Raw genomic sequence first — 19,235 nt, forward strand, 5'->3', positions numbered from 1 at the left:
GATGAACATCATAACAATGGATACAATTTATTATGTATTAGGTATAATTGTTGCATTTATCGCTGTTCGTATTGCATTTGATCGTGAGCATCCAAACCGATTCGGTTCTAGCTTATTTTGGGCATTGTTTGCAGTTACATTTTTATTTGGAAATGTAATACCTTCGTTTTACGTTGGCTGTATCGTACTCGCTATGGTCGTGTTAGCTTCATTAAATAAAGTAACAAAATCCGAGGAGAAAGAAGTACCAGTGCAAGAACGTGTGAAACATGCTGAGAAATTAAAGAATAAAATTTTTATGCCTGCACTGTTAATACCTATTTTTACAATTATCGGTACACTGACATTAGGGAAAATCAAATGGGGAAATGTCTCTCTTGTTGATCCTGATAAAGTAACGTTAGTTGCATTAGCGTTAGGTGCATTACTCGCATTCGTTGCAGCGATGCGTATTACAAAAGCGAAAATAACAACGCCTGTTCAAGAAGGAAGCAGATTACTACAGGCTGTCGGCTGGGCTGTTATTTTACCACAAATGTTAGCAGCGCTTGGCGGTATTTTCGCAAAATCTGGCGTTGGCCAGGTCGTTTCTGATTTAGTCGGACAAGTGTTACCAACAGAGTATCCATTCGTTGCTGTTATGGCGTACTGTTTAGGAATGATGCTATTCACAGTTGTAATGGGAAATGCTTTCGCTGCGTTTGCGGTTATTACTGGCGGAATTGGCTTGCCTTTAATTGTTCAAATGCACGGCGGGAACCCAGCAATTATGGCAGCACTCGGTATGTTTGCTGGATATTGCGGAACACTGATTACTCCAATGGCGGCAAACTTTAACATCGTTCCGGCAATGCTCTTAGAATTGAAAGATAAGAATGCTGTCATTAAGGCGCAAGTACCAATTGCTCTGTCCATTTTCATTATAAATATGTTTATAATGTACGGCCTTGTATATCGTTTCTAATTAGGAGAGTGAAACTATGAAAACAGTATTAGTAACAGGATTTGATCCGTTTGGCGGAGAAAGCATCAACCCAGCTTGGGAAGTCGCAAAAAGTTTACATGAAAAAACAATTGGAGAATACAAGATTATAAGTAAACAAGTTCCAACGGTATTTCATAAATCGATACAAGTATTAAAAGCGTATATAGAAGAGTTGTCGCCTGACATTATTATATGTATTGGACAAGCTGGGGGCAGACCAGATGTTACGATAGAGCGAATAGCAATTAATGTTGATGATGCAAGAATTGCTGATAATGAAGGGAACAAGCCGGTGGATATGCCGGTTGTAGAAGAAGGACCTATTGCGTATTGGTCTACACTTCCGATGAAAGCAATCGTGAAAAAACTTCGCGAAGAAGGTATACCGTCATCTGTTTCACAAACCGCAGGTACATTCGTTTGTAATCATTTATTCTATGGTCTCATGCACGAACTAGAGAAACATGATAAGAAAATAAAAGGCGGATTTGTTCATATTCCGTTCTTGCCAGAGCAAGCGAGCAATTATCCAGGGCAACCGAGTATGTCACTTTCTACGATTCGTAAAGGGATAGAGTTGGCAATTGAGGTAGCGACGGAAGTGGAAGTAGATATTGTAGCGTGCGGCGGTGCGACGCATTAAGTAAAAAGCATGTTAATTAAAGAGGGCTGATGCAGCCCTCTTTGTGTGTTTGTATTTTGTAATTGAAGATGCAGTATAGAATATAAAGGGAAAGGTTGCAATGGGAGTATTCTAACAAATATGGAATTGTTCCAAATAAAAGGCAACTTTTTAAATAGTTTCTTAATGATGTAGAATTTTCGTCTATATGAATGGATAAAAAGTTAAGTTCTGATAAACTCAAAGATATACAAAGTAATGATTTTAAAATGGTGTGATAAAAATATCACACCATTTTTATGTAAAACAAACAGAGTGAATTTTTTCCATTAGTAAAGTATAACTGGGTAAGAGATAATCATCAGAATTGTTAATTGTACTATGATTTTTCAAAACTGATAAATTTAAATATAAGTACGGTAAGAATGCAATATTTATCTAACCTTTACAAAAAAGAGTAACCCGTTTGGCTACTCTTCACATAGAAACTTGTATTTGTTTATTTCAATAAGAGACCGTTATTGAAGTCCCTTCATGAAACTTTGGATTTTTGATGATAATGCAAACAGCAGGATGCTAACTAAAATGGAGATAGCACCAATAACACCAAAGTAAATTGATTCTGTTGCAGGATTATACAGTTTAACAACTTGGGCATTTATTGCTTGCGCAGACGCAGTTGATAAGAACCATAAGCTCATGGTTTGCGAAGAGAAAGCAGCTGGAGCCAGCTTCGTCGTTATTGATAACCCTGAAGGAGATAAACAAACTTCTCCAATTACAATTAAAAAGAAGCTAAGGACTAACCACATAGGGTTCACTAAAGAGTGAGTACCGTTGATTAAAGCCGGAATAATCATAACTAAGAATGATAAACCTGCAAATAGCAATCCAATAGCGAATTTTTTTGCCGTTGAAGGCTGCTTCTTGCCTAACTTTATCCAAATCCATGCAAAAATCGGTGCAAGCGTTACGATAAAGATTGGACTTAATGATTGGAACCAAGCGGAATGCAATGTAATTCCATTGAACTGTAATTGAGTTCGTTGATCCGCGTATGTCGCTAAGATAATAGCACCTTGTTCTTGTATAGACCAAAATATTGTAGCTGCAATAAAGAGTGGTATATACGCAAGAAGACGAGATTGCTCTATTTTTGTTGTTTTAGGACTACGATACATATAAATGAAATAATAGGCTGGAATAACAATCCCTAAGATACTAATCAGGAATGTAAAACGATTTATAGTTAACAACCCAGTTGGAATTGTAACCACACCTAGCAATATTAATACAACCAGACCAACACTGAAATACTTAATAGTCTTTTTTCTTTCCGAATCTGATAATGGATTAGGTACTTGTGTACCGATTAGACCAAGGTTTTTCTTTTTTGTTCCAACAAATACCCCTAACCCAATTGCCATACCAATTGCCGCAACTCCAAAACCAAGGTGGAAATTATATTGCTGACCTAATGTTCCGACAACTAAAGGTGCAAGTAAGGCACCTAAGTTAATACCCATGTAGAATATACTGAACCCTGAGTCACGACGCGCATCTGTTTCACTGTATAAACTTCCTACGATGTTCGATATGTTAGGCTTTAACAACCCTGTTCCTAGAACTAAGAAGACCATAGAGATAAATAACGCACTTTTACTACCCGGTAAAGCTAAAATAAGATGGCCAATCATAATTAAAACGCCACCAAAGAATACGGTTTTACTTGGACCAAATAAACGATCGGATATCCATCCACCGATAATACTAGACATGAACAGTAAGGAACCGTAAATTGCCATTATCGAGGTTGCGGTAGATTGATCAATTCCTAATCCACCTTTTGAGACCGAATAGTACATATAATACAGTAAAATAGCTCTCATCCCGTAATGAGAAAACCTTTCCCAAAACTCAGTAAAGAATAAAGAGAATAATCCTTTTGGATGCCCAAAAAATCCTGTTTGAGGAATACTTTGAACAAGTTCGTTTTTTTCTTTCATAATGTTAATATTACCCCTTATTAATTTTTATATTATACAAGTATAACTTAAGAGGTTCCCAGTAGTCCATAACTATCTAAGCCCGTCGATGAAGAAAAGCAGCCTTCTGGCTGCTTTCTAAATGAATTGAAAAATCGTCATTTACTCATTAGACACACCTTTCACTGAATCTACCTCTAAACAATCCAGAATTGATTGTGAGAGTGCTTTAGCTATTAAGAATGCTACGCCATTACTAAAATAAGTGTATATTGTTGATTTAATGGTATATGAGGCGGAATAACGTATGTATCTGGAACACTCATTAATCTTAAGCATTCTCGAACGGTTAACCTTCTATTTTCTTGTGGATGAATAAACTCTCTACCATCCTTTGCAATATGAGAAGTGATAGTGTAGGATGGTTGATCCCAATATAACTTTCTTACACCATTAAATTGGTTTGGGTTTAGATAATGCAACGTAGTAAGTAAACCGAATTGTACAACACCTACTGTAAACAACTGGTATAATAAGTATAGGAAAATACATAGAGGTGATTTTTGTGCAGCAATATGAGGAAGTACGTTCGATATTAGAAAAAGCAAAGAAAATTACAGTGTTAACAGGGGCTGGTGCAAGTACGGAAAGTGGAATCCCTGATTTTCGTTCAGCAAATGGATTATATGCTGATGCGAATATAGAGATGTATTTGTCGAGAGGCTATTATAATAGAAATCCGAAAGAGTTTTGGAAGCATTATAAAGAAATCTTTCAAATTAATACGTTTCATCAATATAAACCAAATCTTGGGCATCGCTTTTTAGCAGAGATAGAAGAACAAGGAAAAGACATAACGATTTTAACGCAAAATATTGATGGTTTACATCAAGTAGGTGGTAGTAAACATGTAATTGATTTACATGGAACACTGCAAACAGCGCATTGTCCAAAGTGTAAAACGGGGTATGATTTACAATATATGATTGATCATGAAGTGCCGCGTTGTGAGAAGTGTAATTTCATACTAAATCCAGATGTTGTTTTATACGGAGATACGTTACCTCAGTATCAAAATGCGATCAAACGTTTATATGAAACAGATGTACTTCTTGTAATGGGGACGTCACTCAAAGTACAGCCTGTCGCGTCATTCCCAGAAATCGCAAAGAGGGAAGTAGGCGCAACAACAATTTTAGTAAATGAAGAATTAACGGGACAAGAATACAATTTTGATTTTATTTTTCAAAATAAGATTGGTGAATTTGCCAAAGGGTTATCTTCGATTAAATAAGTTTTTGTTTTCGTAAAGAAACTGAGGTGGATGATGTCCACCTCAGTTTTTTTGTATGAATTATATTCATGTTATTGCGTATTAAGGGGAATGGTAATAAATAGGATATGAAATACAAAAACTGAAAATTAAATCTTTTATTTCTTTTGTAATTAATATAAAATTCTATATATATCATAAAATTAAATTTGATACATAATGATGTATTTGATTGCACTGTAGTGAACGTATGTTCTATGTAGAGAAATGTTAATAGAATGAAGCGAGGGAGCAAAATGAGACAGAAAAAGGAGAAACAGAAACAGTCGAAAAAGAAAAAGACTCATATTCCATTTCGGTTAAATGTACTATTTTTTATCGTTTTTCTTTTATTTTCAGCTATTATTATTCAATTAGGTAAAGTACAAATCATCGACGGAGAAACGTATCGAAATGAAGTGAATAAAAAGGAAGATGTAACGGTGAGTACTCCAGTTCCGAGAGGGAAGATGTTTGACCGGGAAGGGAAAGTTATTGTAAATAATAAACCGTTACGAACTGTTACATATACGAAGATGAAAGGAGTGGACTCAAAAGAGGTTTTAATAGTGGCAAGAAATTTAGCAAAGCTAATTGAAATGCCGCAAGAAGATATGGACAAGTTAACAGAGACAGATAAAAAAGACTTTTGGATGCAGTTAAATGAAAAACGTGCAGCAACAAAAGTAACGAAAGAAGATGAGAGTAAATTTAGGAAACAGGAAATAGAAGAGAAAGACTTAGATAAGAAAGTAGAAGAGTTGAGACGAGAAAGAATTACACAAGAAGAATTAAACGAGCTTTCGAAAGAGGATATAGAAGTACTAGCAATTAAAAGCAAAATGAATGCGGGATATAAAATGACGCCACAAATCGTCAAAAAAGATGTAAGTCAAAATGAATATGCAGTAGTGAGTGAAGGATTATCGAGCTTGCCAGGCGTAGATACGACTGTGGATTGGGAGCGCGAATATCCAAATGACAAAATACTACGTTCTGTACTTGGTAGTGTTTCTACTGAGAATGAGGGATTACCAAGGGAGCAATTAGACTATTATTTAGTGCGAGATTATAACCGAAATGATCGTATTGGTAAGAGTTACATCGAAAAACAATACGAAGATGTGTTACATGGAACGAAAGAACAGTCTAAAAATATTACGGATAAAGCTGGAAATATTATTCGGACTGAAAAAGTGACAAAAGGAAAAAGTGGAAATAATTTAATGTTAACAGTTGATATGGATTTACAGAAAAAGGTGGAGGAAAGTCTTGAAAGGAATTTAAGGGCATTTCATTCTTCTGAACCGATGATGGATCGTGCATTCGTCGTTATGATGAATCCGAAAAATGGTCAAATTCTATCATTAGCAGGAAAGAAAATTGTAAATAAAGATGGCGGGATGCAAATAGAAGACTACGCTTTAGGAACGATGATAAGTTCTTACGAGTTAGGATCAACGGTGAAAGGAGCTACGGTATTAGCGGGATATCAAACAGAAGCGATTAAGCCATATACGCATTTCTTGGATGCACCAATGTACTTTAAAGGAAGTTCGAAGCCGAAGAAATCGTGGAAAGACTTTGGAGATATTGATGATTTAAGAGCATTGCAAGTTTCATCCAATGTCTACATGTTTAATACGGCGTTAAAGATTGCGGGGATTGATTATGTACCAAACAATCCGTTAGATATTAGGCAAGAAACATTCAATAAAATGCGCTATTACTTTAGACAATTTGGTTTAGGTGTACCAACCGGTATTGACCTTCCAAATGAATCGATTGGTCAAATGGGTAGAACAGATAATATACCTGGTTTTTTACTTGACTATGCCATTGGACAATATGATACATATACGCCGCTTCAGCTTGCGCAATATATGTCAACGATTGCAAATGGTGGTTACCGAATGAAACCACAAATTGTACAAGAAATTAGAGAGCAACCGAATAGACCAGAGGAAGTCGGGAAAGTTATGCAATCGATGGAACCAGTCGTGTTAAATCGAGTGGATATGGATCTTTCATATATAAATCATGTGAAAGAAGGGTTTAGAAGAGTTTTCCAAGAGGTAGATGGGACCGGTGCTGGAACTTTTAAAGGTTTACCGTATAAACCGGCTGGGAAAACAGGAACAGCAGAAACAGTGTACGGTGGAGAAAGTGATATTGGAAGAGATGAAAACAACTATCGAAAAAAATGTTATAATTTAACTCTCGCCGGGTATGCGCCATATGATGCTGATCCGGAAGTTGCTTTTTCTGTTGTTGTGCCATGGGTAAATAATGATAAATCAGGTATTAATTCTGCAATTGGTAAAGAGGTTTTGGATGCATATTTTGACTTAAAAACGCAGAGATCGGGTGCAAGTCCAGTCCCAGTAGCACAATAGCCGAGTAAGGCACAATAAAAACTTCAAATTGTAGCATATCACTGCGCAAATGAACAGGTGCAGTGATATATTTTTGAGTTGAAAAGTGTTTTGATAAGGTGGGAATGGATATGAAAGAGGAGATTAAGAGAGGTTGGGGAAAGTACATACTATTTATATTTGTCCTAGTAGGAGCGTACCAGTCTTTTACTTTATGTAAGGTGGAAGGAAAATCAATGTAGCCAACTTTACATGAAGAAGACTACGTATTTGTAAATAAAGCCGCTGTACACTTTTCTAGCTTACAGCATGGAGAAATCGTCATTATTAAGGAAGAGGATGAGTCGAAATATTATGTGAAACGTGTAATAGGGCTTCCTGGTGACATAATTAACATAACGAATGGAACTGTATACGTAAATGACAAAAAGCAAGATGAACCTTATATAAATAAAGATTTATATAACAATACACAAGTGTTTTATAATTTTCAAAAGACAAAGATTCCGCCAAATAAGTTATTTGTAATGGGAGACAATCGTGAACAAAGTAAGGATAGTCGAAATGGTTTAGGATATATTGAAGAAGATAATATAATAGGAAAAGTGAAATTTGTGTACTATCCTTTTTCGAAAATGAAAATCATAAAATAAGTGGGGATTCACAAAAACCCACTTATTAAAGTTTCACTTTATCTTCTTTAAAAAACCTTTTGGATTAAATGATATGAAAAACTTATGTTTAGATTCATCGATTATGAAATTGCTATTTTTAGTTAAAAACTCTTCCACAGCTTCCATTGGGCCAGGGCCCCAATCAGGAAGGAGAGGATTTCCGTTAATACTTGTATCTTCTACAATAATGTAACTGCCAGTGGTTACAATAGATTTATAAAGTAAGAGTTCTTTCGATACATGTTCTTTACTATGATCAGAATCTAAAATAACTAAAATCACATCATCAGGTTTGCGCATACTTAATATTGATTGGACGGCCTGTACAGAAACAGATGAAGCTGTTAAATACGTAATTCGATTATGGGATGGCCGATTTGGTTGCGGAGTTATATCGATAGTAAGTACGTGACCTTTTCCAATTAAATCTAACATAGAAGCTAAAAACAGTGCACTACCACCGTAAAAAGTTCCGCATTCAATAATTAAATCAGGCTTTAATTCGTATAATATTTCTTGATACAAAAAGAGATCAGAAGGAAGTTTGCAGATTGGAACCCCGAACCAGTGTGTACCATGTAACCAAACGTTGCTGTCGTAATATTGTTTTAGAAATTCGCTACTAATGTTATCGATTTTGAATTCTCCTTTCTAAAAAGGATTCTTTCATACGTAAAGAGTTTACGTATGAAAGTTGTACTATATATTATGTGGTAAGGGATTATAAGGCGAGTGTTTTCACGTGAAAATAAGTCAAATAACACATGTGGAAAATGAATTGCTTATAAAAGAAGATGTAAATGAAAGGAAATGATCGTATGTATAAGTACACAATTTGCTTCATTAGAAAAGGAGATAATATACTGCTATTAAATAGAAACAAAAAGCCGACAATGGGAATGTGGAATGGTGTCGGAGGGAAAATAGAAGAGTATGAAACGCCATACGAAGGAGTTATTAGAGAAACGTTTGAGGAAACGGGAATAGAGCTTCCAAGTGTAACGTATAAAGGGAATGTTATGTTTCAAGTTAAAGACGAACCTTTGGGTAGTGAGGGAATGTATGTATTCCTTACTGATTTACCAGATGGAGTACATATTGATACGCCAGTAAGCACAGATGAAGGTATATTAGAATGGAAGTCAATTGATTGGATATTAGATGGTGATAATAGAGGTGTAGTTAGCAATTTGCAAAGATATTTACCAAGAGTATTAAAAGAAGAAAACAATTTAGAGCATACATTCACATATGATAACCGGAATATTATTGATTACACAACTACACTTTTGACAGAAGATGATACGAAAAAACGATATGAAAAACATCTCATTTCTCAATAGGATAAGATGCGTTAAAATAATAAGAAAAAGCCAAGTCCTTTATTGGGACTTGGCTTTTTTGTAGGGAATGCTAATTCAAATTTTACTCTTCATAATTTGCTTTAATAATAAAGCGGTGTTGCTTCACATCGAAATATCCTTTTTGCAAGATGATTTCATGTATACGATACAATTCCTCGGTATAGCTGTCTACTGTAAATTCAGGAATTTGCCACGGAATTGCTTGCAAGTAATAGACAACAGAACCGACATCATAAAAACGCTGAAGAGGGAACTCTTCCTTCGCTTCTAAAATTGTAAATCCGCTTTTTCTCAATTCACTACATGCCGTTTCGAGTGACCAACTTGAAAATTCGCTATTCAGCGGTGTGCCAAACTGCTCATTCAGTTCCGCACAATCAAGACCACCGACTTGTTGTGTAAGAAATGTTCCATTGGTGGAAAGACTTCTTTTCACTTCAGAAGCAGAATAGGATTCATGTTGATTCACAATTAAATCAAACTGACCATCTTGAAATGGTAAAGCAGTATCATCAGTCACTTCTACGACTATAACTCCTAAAGGTTCTAATTTCTTTCGTGCAATTGGGACATTCGGAGCATAGCCCTCAGTCGCATAAATAGTTGACGGGAACGGTTGTAACATAGATAAAAACTCTCCGCCACCAGTCCCCATATCTAGCATTGATTTTGCACGTTGCATAAGCTGGAAAGCAGTGCTACCGTATGACCATGATAGGGGCTCGCTATTCATACGGCCAGTTTCTGAAATGAAAGAAAAATCCCAGCCGCTAAAGTTAGTCTTTGCACTTTCTAATAGTGCTGAAAATAATGGATCACGTTTCATAATATGTCCTCCTATTTCGTTAATGAATGATATAGTAAGAACAGAGAAATGGAGGACCTCTTGTAAAGATGAAGAGGTTTTACGTTTCGTGTTCGAATAGATTCATACAAATTCGCTCCTTGCGAGAATAATTATTTATATATTCGGGATAATCGAGTGAAAATCCTTTGAACTATAAAGGGAAGGTAGATATTTAATGAAGAATTGGATTGAGTTTACAGACAAAGAGTACGACCGAATATGGGATAGGGTATATAGTGATTTTGAGTTTTCACCAAGTATGTCTATATTCCCATCATTTAAGGTGCCAAGTCCTTTTATAACATATGATATTTCTCATTACTTTGGAGAATCGGTAGATTTAAATGTATATGACGATCTGGAAGAAAAAGCATTACTAGTTTTTAAAGAGAATACAGTATCGAATGAATATATAATGGCACTTGATTGGCAACATGAATGTTACTGGGTAAATTCACATTTAAAGTTCGATAGAAATGAATTTGATGAGTGGACAATCCCGATTTTTCCAACTGGAGATTACTATTTCTTTATTCAGAAGGACTTTAAGTGGGGGTATTTAGGGCATCCGTGGGAGGAGAGTATAACGATATTTGGAAAAGAATTAATAGATGCTTTTGATCAACATAAACCGGAAATGTTTCATAAGATTTTAAGGCAGGGTTAATGTTTAAAAGAGAAAAAACGTTTATACTTCCAAATGAAGTATAAACGTTTTTATTATTAGCTGTTTTCATATAGATTGTTGCTTTCTTTACAAATACTTAAAAATAAAAATCTTTTGGTAAAGTGCCATTTTTTATCACCGTTCTTAATCCATGTTTCATAATCCAAGGATTAACAGGATGGTTTTTATCGAGTAATTCTCGCAACCATCGAAAAACGAGTTCTTTATCTTCTTTCGTAATATCATTAATGTGATTGGCTACAGATTTTTGAACATAATTAGAAGGGTCATTCATTAATGGCTCAAGAAGCTTTAAATTATTTCTGAAGTCACCTTTCAAAGCTCCTATTTTTTTTGCCCAAGGAAGTCTTGGCCTAGTACCTTCTGAAGCTAATCTTCTAATGTGGCTGTTTTCATCACGTAACCATTGCTGCAATATGTCCAAGGTTTCTTCATGGTATTTTTCAAGATAAGGACGAATGGCATATTCAGCAGTATTTCTTTTTGTTATTTCATACATTGCGTTGAATGAGGAGTCAAAATCGTTAAGCCCATATTTTTCAACGTATTTTGCGATAGGCATATACATATAACCCTTTGTAAATGTGCCGACTTCTGTTGTATTTTCTGGTCCTAATGTTTTCAGTAATATATGTATTGCTTCATTAAAATCTTTTTGTAATGCATTGTGTAATTCATCTGCTATTACTTCTATACGTTGCTTTAACTCTAAATTTTCAACTTTATATGTTACGGTAGATACAAAGTTTCTTTTAGAGAAATTAGGATCGTGTTTACAAATAGAATCAGCCATTTTTTCTGCTAATTCTTTGTTAAATAAAAATTTTAACGGAACATATTTGCCCATTTTTTCACCCCATTGGTCGGATAAAAACAATGTTTATTTTTTAATCGACAATCCATACACCAAAGTCTCACTAGGAGTCGTAATACTAAAACCTGTCGTCTTATAATCAAGTTTCACCGTATCACCAGTGTAATCTGTCGTGAATGAATCCATTTGTACGATAAGCTCCGCATCTTCATATACAACATCATCCGCATTATATGTATCCCAAATTAAATCGACATCAACGAAAATACTGCAAGAGTTTGTCATAGTTCCTCTAATGCGAATGATCTTTTTGTCTTCACGTACTAGTCTATGTATAGCTGCTTTTGCTTCATCAGTAATACGAATGTTCATGTAATCCCAACCTTTATTTATATTTCCTCTATTATTGCAAAAACAGGAGAAATAGGGAAGGGAGAAGCATTGCATTAAAAAAACGAGCAAACAATTTTGTTTGCTCGTTTTACTTTATTTCAGTTCACATTTATCAAGTGGAATGACTTTCGTTTTCTTAGTAAATTTATAACCTAACCATAGTACTAAGAAGAGTGGTAAACCGATGTAAGAAACGAGTACACCGTTCCAGTCGATAGATGCTCCTGTAAATGCTCCGTAGTTTTGACCTAAAATAACAATAACACAAAGTGTAAATGCAAAGATTGGACCGAACGGGAACCATTTCGCTTGATATGGTAAATCTTTCAAATCTTTCCCTTGTGCAATATAGGCTTTACGGAAACGGTAATGACTAATAGCAATCCCTACCCAAGCAATAAATCCTGACATCCCTGAAGCATTTAATAACCAAATGTATACAACACCGTCACCGAATAAAGAAGCGATGAAAGCGACGCTACCAACTACTGATGTTGCGATTAATGCGTTAACAGGTACACCGCGGCTATCTAATTTCCCTAAGAACTTTGGTGCTTTTCCTTGGCGAGCTAAATCCCAAAGCATACGAGTTGATGCATACATTCCAGAGTTACCAGCAGAAAGTACTGCAGTTAAAATAACAGCGTTCATAACAGAAGCAGCGAAGGCAACGCCCGCTTTTTCAAATACAAGTGTAAATGGACTTACTGTAACATCACTTGCTGCAAGGCTTTCAGTCGTATAAGGAATTAATAAACCGATAACGAGAATTGCTAAAATATAGAATAATAAAATGCGCCAAAAGATAGAACGAATTGCTTTCGGAATATTGCGTTCTGGATCAGCAGTTTCACCAGCAGCTACTCCTAATAATTCAGTTCCTTGGAATGAGAAACCAGCAGCCATAAATACACCGATAATTGCCATGATGCCGCCATTAAATGGTGCATCTGCAACAGTGAAGTTTTTAAAGCCAACAGATTCGCTGCCCATAATTCCAAAAATCATCATAAAACCGACAATTAAAAAGATAATAATAGTAACTACTTTAATAAGTGCGAACCAATATTCAGATTCACCAAAACCTTTAACAGATAAATAGTTTAAGAGAAAAATAATAGCTAAACAAAGTCCACTCCAAATAAGAGAAGGGGTATCTGGGAACCAAAATTTCATAATTAATGTTACGGCCGCTAGTTCAGCTGCAATCGTAATCGCCCAGTTATACCAATAGTTCCATCCAAGTGCAAAACCAAGTGATGGATCAACAAATTTTGTTGCATAAGTACTAAAAGATCCAGTAACAGGCATGTAAGCCGCGAGTTCTGCTAAGCTTGTCATTAAAAAATAAACCATAATTCCAATTGCGGCATATGCGACTAATGCACCGCCAGGACCAGCTGAATGGATAACACCACCACTGGCAAGAAATAATCCGGTACCGATTGTACCACCGAGAGAAATCATCGTAAGGTGACGAGATTTTAATCCGCGTTTTAATTCACCTTGTCCTTGTGTAGTTTGCGTTTTAGAGGTAGATTGATTTGTTGCGCTATTCATGTTCAACACTCCTTTTCTTGTAGGTTAGGAAGGAGCGGGGGAGAAAAATACAAAAAACCGCCAAAGGAATTAGGCGGAACGTTTCACAAATAACCACCCCATCATACCCTTCCGTTAAGATAGCACACCACGTTTACACGGTAATTTTGTAAACGTGACAGTTCTGTTCCTTTCGGAGACAGCCCCAGCTCATATTTCCAGAGAAGAAATATAAACTTCGGCAACTTTTCCTTTCAAACGGAGTCAGTGACATTCGCTGTGTCTCGTCCATTTTACTTTTAAAAGTCGCAACCTCTACCTCATCGGATTGATGAGGATTTATATATTGCTAAGATATTTAATATATGGCAATTGTAATGACTTTCTGAATATATTGCAAGGAATTTTGTTAGGAAAAGTCAAAAAATATCGGTTATTGTATAGGAAACGCTTGCAAAACTCCACCCGAACCTACTATTATGTAGCAATAAGCAAAGAAAAAATTGTTATACAAATGTTTCGCAAAAAATATTGAAAACCCTTTAAAATTAAAAGAAAATTCAGAAAATATAATTCGACATAACTATCAGAAGAGGATTATTCCTTAAATTCGTTTCAAAGAATAAGTATAAATTCGATAAATAGAATGAATATTCTTTTTATTTCTGATAAAATTGAGGTATTGTTTAATTGAAAAGGGGATATCATTATGAAATTAGAAACGGAAAGATTATATATAGTACCGTGTACAGAAGAATGGATTCAAATTGCGGATAATCAAGGATACAATAGTGGTCCGCATATTGTAGGACATATAGAAAATATGAAACGAGATGCGGCTTCATTACCGTGGGGACCGTGGTATGTTATTCGGAAAGAGGATGATGTTGTTCTAGGTGATATAGGATTTAAAGGGAAACCGAATGAGCAACATACGGTAGAAATTGGTTACGGATTTATTGAGAAATATTGGAATAAAGGGTATGCAACAGAAGCAGTTAGTGAATTAATGAAATGGGCTTTTCAAACAGGGGAAGTGGAAACGATTATAGCGGAGACACTCCTTGATAATTATAGCTCTATTCGTGTCTTAGAGAAATTACATATGAAAAGAGTAAATAGTACTGAAACGATGGTCAATTGGAAAATAGAAAAATAAAAAATACCGCTCGAAGTAAATCGGGCGGTATTATTATTAATTATGGTAGCATTTGTTTTTGATCTTTCGGATAGCCGGCTGTCGATACGTTAGAACGATTGGAATGATTACGAACAGCAATAAAAATAGATATAATAACGACAAGACCAACTGCAACGTAAGAAAGTGAAATAATAGTTGGATCTACTTTAAATGTAGTAAGCAGTGTACGTATATTCGTAAAGATAATAAGTCCGCCAACGAGTACGCCAAGTAAATGAGAAGGAACGATGCGTACTAACCATGCGGCGATTGGTGCGGCAACAATACCACCAAGCATGAGGGCAAATACCCAAACCCAGCTTACTTGTTCCCAGCCAAGTGAAATGAAAAAGCCAATCGTTGCAGCGAGTGAAACAGGAAATTCACTCGTATCTACAGATCCAATAACTTTTCTAGCTTCATTTCCTCTTGCAAGAAGAACAGGTGTCGTAATCGGCCCCCAACCACCGCCGCCAGTTGAATCGACGAATCCAGCGAATAAGCCAAGTGGTACAAGTTGTTTAGCAGACATACGCTTATTTGAAGAAACAATTTGTTTTTGAATGATGAATCGTAATAAAATATAAACCCCTAAAGTAAATAAAAATATGGAAATGTACGGTTTAATTACATCACCAGGTAAATTGCTTAAAAAACATGCCCCAATAAATGCGCCAATTGCTCCTGGTAATGTAAGTCTGGAAACTGTATATTTATCAACGTTTCCAAATTTGATATGAGATGCACCAGAAGCGGCGGTTGTAACGACTTCAGCTAAATGAACTGATGCGGAAGCTACAGCTGGTGCGATACCAAACATTAATAATAGTGAGGTAGACGTTACCCCGTACGCCATACCAAGTGCGCCATCAATCAATTGAGCGAAAAATCCAATAATAGCAAAGACAATTAATTTCTGCATAAATAATCCCCCTGTAATAATAAATGAAAAAGACACTTTTCCCGTATGAGAAAAGTGCCTTTGGTTTTTCCAATCAGCAATAATTAAATTTGTTTTATTATAATACACATTAATCGTATAAATCAACTGGGTTTTAAAGTTTTTTGAATTGAACGAAAGAAAAATAAAATATACAATAAAAGGATGGAGAGAAAGGGGAGAAAGACTATGTTAGCATTTGATCATCTCGTTCACGCAGTGCATTGTACACCGGAGGAAGCAACAAAACAAATGCAGGAGCATGGATTTCATACTGCATTAGGCGGTGAGCATACGACTTGGGGTACTTGGAATAGTTTATGTTATTTTGATTTATCATATATAGAATTTTTAGCAGTTCAGCATGAAGAAAAAGCGAAAGAAGCAGAAAATCCATTAGTACAAGAAACAGTGGTGAAATTAAAAAATGGAGAAGGGATGCTACAAATCGCAATTCGAACAGATGCAATTGAAGAACTAGCAGTTAAATTTAGTAAGCACGGCTTACATATGATAGGACCATTTGAAGGGAAACGGATGAGAAAAGATGGCCGGCTTTTAGAATGGAAAATGTTATTTGTAAAGCAAGAAGAGAATGGACCGAAATTACCATTCTTTATACAGTGGAATGAAACGGATGAAGAAAGAAGAAACGATTTACGTAAAATAGGGACGATCACTGAACATAAAAATAAAGTACAAGAAATTGAAACGATTCATTATACGGTGAAAAATGTTCGAGAAACAGTGCGGAAATGGAAAGAAGTAATGGAGCTAACTGCAAATTCAATCATACAAAATGAAGAATGGAATGCTGAGTGTCAAAGTGTATCGTTTGGTGATGTTCATGTGCAGTTTTGTGAACCAGTTGGAGAAGGGCTAGTACTAGAACGTTTGAAGCATCATGGCGAATATCCATTTGCAGTGGAGTTTAAAGGGGAAAATAAACGAGAGTATGAAGTGTTAGGTAGTTTGTTCGTATATTAATAGAGGTGAGTTTTGTGGAAGAAATGTTAAGAGAGATAGAAAGAAAACTAGAGTGGTCACGTATTGTAAAATGTACAGCTATTACAAAAGGTTTTTCACATGAAGAGAAGTATAAAATTGACCTAGAGAATCGAGAAACTTATTTTGTAAAAGTGTGTGATTCTTCTAATTATGAACGAAAACAAGAAGAATATATGTATATGAAACAATTGGAGTTATTACATATTCCAACGCCGAAGTTAATTCATTTCATAAAACTTGAGGGATTAAATAAATGTGTTCAAGTATTTGAATGGACCCAAGGTGTAAATGGTCAAGAGAGCTTAAGCAAGCTATCGGTGGAAGAACAGTATAATGCAGGAAGAAAAGCAGGGGAAATATTAAAGAGAATTCACTCGATAGAAAGAGAAAGTGCAAGTAATAAATGGGAAATATTTAGGTGGAATAAGTATGAAAGGTACATAGAGGCATTAGCAGATTATGAGGTGAATTTTCTGGATTTGAAGCCAGTATTAACCTTTGTAGAAAATCATAAAGACTTATTGAAAAATCGGCCTATCACATTTTTACACGATGATTACCACCCAGCAAATAGTATGATTCATAATAATGAATTTATCGTTATCGATTTTAGTGGATATGATTTTGGCGATCCAATACACGATTTTTATAACGTAGCGATTTTTACTACAAGAATAAGCAAACCATTTGCGGTTGGACAAGTTCACGGTTATTGCGGAGGCGATCCGTCAATCCACTTTTGGAAACTGTATTCATTATATGCAGCGATGACATTCCCAGCGGATATCGTATGGACAAACCGAACTACACCACATTTAGTAGAGGATATGAAAGAAAGATTGAACCGAATTATAGAAGATCATAATCATTTTTCATCTTATATTCCAAAATGGTATCAATTACAACATGAGGATATAATAAACAATAAATAACGGAGGGATTCATTTGGATAAAATTGCGGTAATTTCAGATATACATGGTAATATTCCGGCATTAGAATCAGTACTGAAAGATATTAAATTAAGAGGAATTGAACGTATTATTTGTCTTGGAGATTTAGTAGGAAAAGGTCCGCATTCTAGCGAAGTAATTGAAATCGTTCGTAAAGAATGTGAAGGAACCGTAATGGGAAACTGGGATGATTTCATTACAAAACCGACTGAATTTGAAGCGTTAAAATGGCATCAAAAACAATTGTCAGAAGAACAAAATGAGTATTTAAGAAGCTTACCATTTTCAATCGAGTTTTATATGAGTGGGAAACTGATTCGTATGTTCCACGCTTCACCGAGAAGTTTGTATGAAAGAATTCAACCACATGCAACAAGAGAAGAGCGTATTAGTATGTTCGAAAATAGTGAGCTCACAGAGAATATAGAAGGGGAAAGAAAACCAGATGTCGTTTGTTACGGTGACGTTCATCAGGCGTATGTGCAAAATTTTAGAGGGAAAACGTTATGTAATGCTGGTAGTGTAGGTAATCCACTTGAAATTACACAAGCTTCCTATTTAATTTTTGAAGGAACATACAATGAAAAAGAAGCAGCAAGCTTTTCCATTCAACTCGTACGTGTACCATATGATATTGAACTAGCCATCAGACTAGCAGAAGAACTCGATATGCCAGAAATTGAAGAATACAAACAAGAGTTACGGACGGCTTTATATCGAGGGTTTAAGGGGAAATAAGGAAAATATAAATCAATAAAAATATATCTATCATAACTTAAAATATATCAACGATTTTTTTAAATATATCGATTTACCAACAAATAGCGATGAATTTAATTTACTGCAATTATATTATGTAAACAATATACAGGAGGGAATGTCATGCTCCGAAAACAATACATGAAAGAAATTGCTGATCATATTTTAAATTTAAATTTAACTCATCCAACAAGAGTTGGAGTGAGTGGTATTACAGCTTCAGGAAAGACAACATTTGCAAACGAACTGGCAGAGGAAATGAAAAATCGGGGAGTACAAGTAATACGCGCCAGCATTGACGATTTTCATAACCCTAGAGTGATTCGCTATACACAAGGCAAAGAATCAGCAAGAGGGTATTATGAAGATGCACACGATTATACAGCTTTCAAAGAAAGGCTATTAAAACCTTTAGGACCTAACGGGAATTTACAGTATGAAACGATTTCTCATAACTTAATAACGGACATCCCTGTACATAATACGCCGCTAGTGGCCTCGCCAAATATGGTGCTAATAGTAGATGGAACATTTTTATTGAAAAAAGAAATTGAGTATCTATTTGACTATAAAATTTTCATAGATACAGATTTTGAGATTGCGAGAAAACGTGGTGCAGAGCGCGAGACTGAGGCTTTTGGAAGTTATGAAGAAGCAGAGAAAATGTTTATAAACAGATATCATGCGGCTTGTAAGATGTATATAGATGAGCATAATGCGAAAGAATGTGCAAATGTTATATTTCAGAATAGTAATTTTGATGATCCGGTAGTTGTATTTAAAGGAATTTAAAATCTTT

Annotated in this window: 19 protein-coding genes, 1 pseudogene and 1 riboswitch; of the genes and pseudogenes, 12 read left to right on the forward strand and 8 right to left on the reverse strand. The window is 35.4% G+C overall.

Annotation, left to right across the window (positions count from 1 at the left end):
• Position 1: 1 nt before the first annotated feature.
• Together DN408_RS28430 and pcp are read left to right on the forward strand one after the other, a co-directional pair.
• Positions 2–964: a DUF979 domain-containing protein gene (locus DN408_RS28430; protein ID WP_001021656.1), complete on the forward strand. Its 963-nt coding sequence runs from the start codon at positions 2–4 to the stop codon at positions 962–964.
• 16 nt (positions 965–980) lie between these two features.
• The gene (gene pcp, locus DN408_RS28435; protein ID WP_002127993.1) at positions 981–1,628 is read left to right on the forward strand and encodes a pyroglutamyl-peptidase I; all 648 of its coding nucleotides are present in this window, start codon (positions 981–983) and stop codon (positions 1,626–1,628) included.
• Between the two features lie 497 nt (positions 1,629–2,125).
• On the opposite strand, the gene DN408_RS28440 is transcribed toward pcp, so the two are convergent.
• Together DN408_RS28440 and DN408_RS28445 are read right to left on the reverse strand one after the other, a co-directional pair.
• Entirely contained in the window at positions 2,126–3,613 is a 1,488-nt protein-coding gene (locus DN408_RS28440) for a peptide MFS transporter (RefSeq protein WP_002127991.1), read from the reverse strand.
• Positions 3,614–3,837: 224 nt separating this feature from the next.
• A complete protein-coding gene (locus DN408_RS28445; RefSeq protein ID WP_033708078.1) occupies positions 3,838–4,116 on the reverse strand; it encodes a DNA cytosine methyltransferase in 279 nt (92 codons plus the stop codon).
• Between the two features lie 41 nt (positions 4,117–4,157).
• Here DN408_RS28445 and DN408_RS28450 point away from each other — a divergent pair, with 41 nt between their 5' ends.
• The 3 genes and pseudogenes from DN408_RS28450 to lepB all read left to right on the forward strand — a co-directional run bounded on the left by DN408_RS28450 (position 4,158) and on the right by lepB (position 7,932).
• On the forward strand, positions 4,158–4,886 hold the full coding sequence (locus DN408_RS28450) for an NAD-dependent protein deacylase (RefSeq protein WP_002127990.1): 729 nt from the start codon (positions 4,158–4,160) through the stop codon (positions 4,884–4,886).
• Positions 4,887–5,143: 257 nt separating this feature from the next.
• Positions 5,144–7,300, forward strand: a complete 2,157-nt coding sequence (locus tag DN408_RS28455; protein ID WP_179957918.1) for a peptidoglycan D,D-transpeptidase FtsI family protein — start codon at positions 5,144–5,146, stop codon at positions 7,298–7,300.
• A gap of 110 nt (positions 7,301–7,410) precedes the next feature.
• A pseudogene (gene lepB / locus DN408_RS28460) lies at positions 7,411–7,932 on the forward strand (signal peptidase I).
• A gap of 33 nt (positions 7,933–7,965) precedes the next feature.
• On the opposite strand, the gene DN408_RS28465 reads toward lepB, so the two are convergent.
• Entirely contained in the window at positions 7,966–8,589 is a 624-nt protein-coding gene (locus DN408_RS28465) for a cephalosporin hydroxylase family protein (protein ID WP_078178857.1), read from the reverse strand.
• A 182-nt stretch (positions 8,590–8,771) separates the two neighbouring features.
• Between DN408_RS28465 and DN408_RS28475 the strand changes: the two genes are divergently transcribed.
• Entirely contained in the window at positions 8,772–9,296 is a 525-nt protein-coding gene (locus tag DN408_RS28475; protein ID WP_002127986.1) for an NUDIX hydrolase, read from the forward strand.
• An 82-nt stretch (positions 9,297–9,378) separates the two neighbouring features.
• Here DN408_RS28475 and DN408_RS28480 read toward each other — a convergent pair whose 3' ends face one another.
• Positions 9,379–10,143 (reverse strand): class I SAM-dependent methyltransferase, encoded by a 765-nt coding sequence (locus DN408_RS28480; protein WP_002127984.1) that lies wholly within the window; start codon positions 10,141–10,143, stop codon positions 9,379–9,381.
• 196 nt (positions 10,144–10,339) lie between these two features.
• Between DN408_RS28480 and DN408_RS28485 the strand changes: the two genes are divergently transcribed.
• Positions 10,340–10,831, forward strand: coding sequence for a DUF2716 domain-containing protein (locus DN408_RS28485; RefSeq protein WP_002165521.1), 492 nt, complete (start codon positions 10,340–10,342; stop codon positions 10,829–10,831).
• 97 nt (positions 10,832–10,928) lie between these two features.
• On the opposite strand, the gene DN408_RS28490 is transcribed toward DN408_RS28485, so the two are convergent.
• The 3 genes from DN408_RS28490 to DN408_RS28500 all read right to left on the reverse strand — a co-directional run bounded on the left by DN408_RS28490 (position 10,929) and on the right by DN408_RS28500 (position 13,619).
• Positions 10,929–11,699 carry a DNA alkylation repair protein gene (locus tag DN408_RS28490; protein WP_016127208.1) on the reverse strand — a complete coding sequence of 257 codons (771 nt, stop codon included), beginning with the start codon at positions 11,697–11,699 and terminating at the stop codon, positions 10,929–10,931.
• A 33-nt stretch (positions 11,700–11,732) separates the two neighbouring features.
• Positions 11,733–12,038 carry an iron-sulfur cluster biosynthesis family protein gene (locus DN408_RS28495; protein WP_002127979.1) on the reverse strand — a complete coding sequence of 102 codons (306 nt, stop codon included), beginning with the start codon at positions 12,036–12,038 and terminating at the stop codon, positions 11,733–11,735.
• 114 nt (positions 12,039–12,152) lie between these two features.
• Positions 12,153–13,619 (reverse strand): amino acid permease, encoded by a 1,467-nt coding sequence (locus tag DN408_RS28500; protein ID WP_050000600.1) that lies wholly within the window; start codon positions 13,617–13,619, stop codon positions 12,153–12,155.
• Between the two features lie 112 nt (positions 13,620–13,731).
• Positions 13,732–13,924: riboswitch (Lysine riboswitch) on the reverse strand.
• A 383-nt stretch (positions 13,925–14,307) separates the two neighbouring features.
• Between DN408_RS28500 and DN408_RS28505 the strand changes: the two genes are divergently transcribed.
• Positions 14,308–14,757, forward strand: a complete 450-nt coding sequence (locus tag DN408_RS28505) for a GNAT family N-acetyltransferase (protein WP_002127978.1) — start codon at positions 14,308–14,310, stop codon at positions 14,755–14,757.
• Positions 14,758–14,797: 40 nt separating this feature from the next.
• On the opposite strand, the gene DN408_RS28510 is transcribed toward DN408_RS28505, so the two are convergent.
• The gene (locus DN408_RS28510; protein WP_002127976.1) at positions 14,798–15,700 is read right to left on the reverse strand and encodes a sulfite exporter TauE/SafE family protein; all 903 of its coding nucleotides are present in this window, start codon (positions 15,698–15,700) and stop codon (positions 14,798–14,800) included.
• A 207-nt stretch (positions 15,701–15,907) separates the two neighbouring features.
• Between DN408_RS28510 and DN408_RS28515 the strand changes: the two genes are divergently transcribed.
• The 4 genes from DN408_RS28515 to DN408_RS28530 all read left to right on the forward strand — a co-directional run bounded on the left by DN408_RS28515 (position 15,908) and on the right by DN408_RS28530 (position 19,228).
• On the forward strand, positions 15,908–16,705 hold the full coding sequence (locus DN408_RS28515; RefSeq protein ID WP_059038078.1) for a VOC family protein: 798 nt from the start codon (positions 15,908–15,910) through the stop codon (positions 16,703–16,705).
• 14 nt (positions 16,706–16,719) lie between these two features.
• The gene (locus tag DN408_RS28520) at positions 16,720–17,658 is read left to right on the forward strand and encodes an aminoglycoside phosphotransferase family protein (protein ID WP_078178855.1); all 939 of its coding nucleotides are present in this window, start codon (positions 16,720–16,722) and stop codon (positions 17,656–17,658) included.
• A gap of 13 nt (positions 17,659–17,671) precedes the next feature.
• Positions 17,672–18,415 carry a metallophosphoesterase family protein gene (locus DN408_RS28525; protein WP_002013591.1) on the forward strand — a complete coding sequence of 248 codons (744 nt, stop codon included), beginning with the start codon at positions 17,672–17,674 and terminating at the stop codon, positions 18,413–18,415.
• A gap of 144 nt (positions 18,416–18,559) precedes the next feature.
• Positions 18,560–19,228 (forward strand): AAA family ATPase, encoded by a 669-nt coding sequence (locus tag DN408_RS28530; RefSeq protein WP_016127206.1) that lies wholly within the window; start codon positions 18,560–18,562, stop codon positions 19,226–19,228.
• Positions 19,229–19,235: the final 7 nt, after the last annotated feature.

It is taken from the genome of Bacillus sp. AR13-1, assembly GCF_008042285.1.
Lineage (GTDB): Bacteria > Bacillota > Bacilli > Bacillales > Bacillaceae_G > Bacillus_A > Bacillus_A mycoides.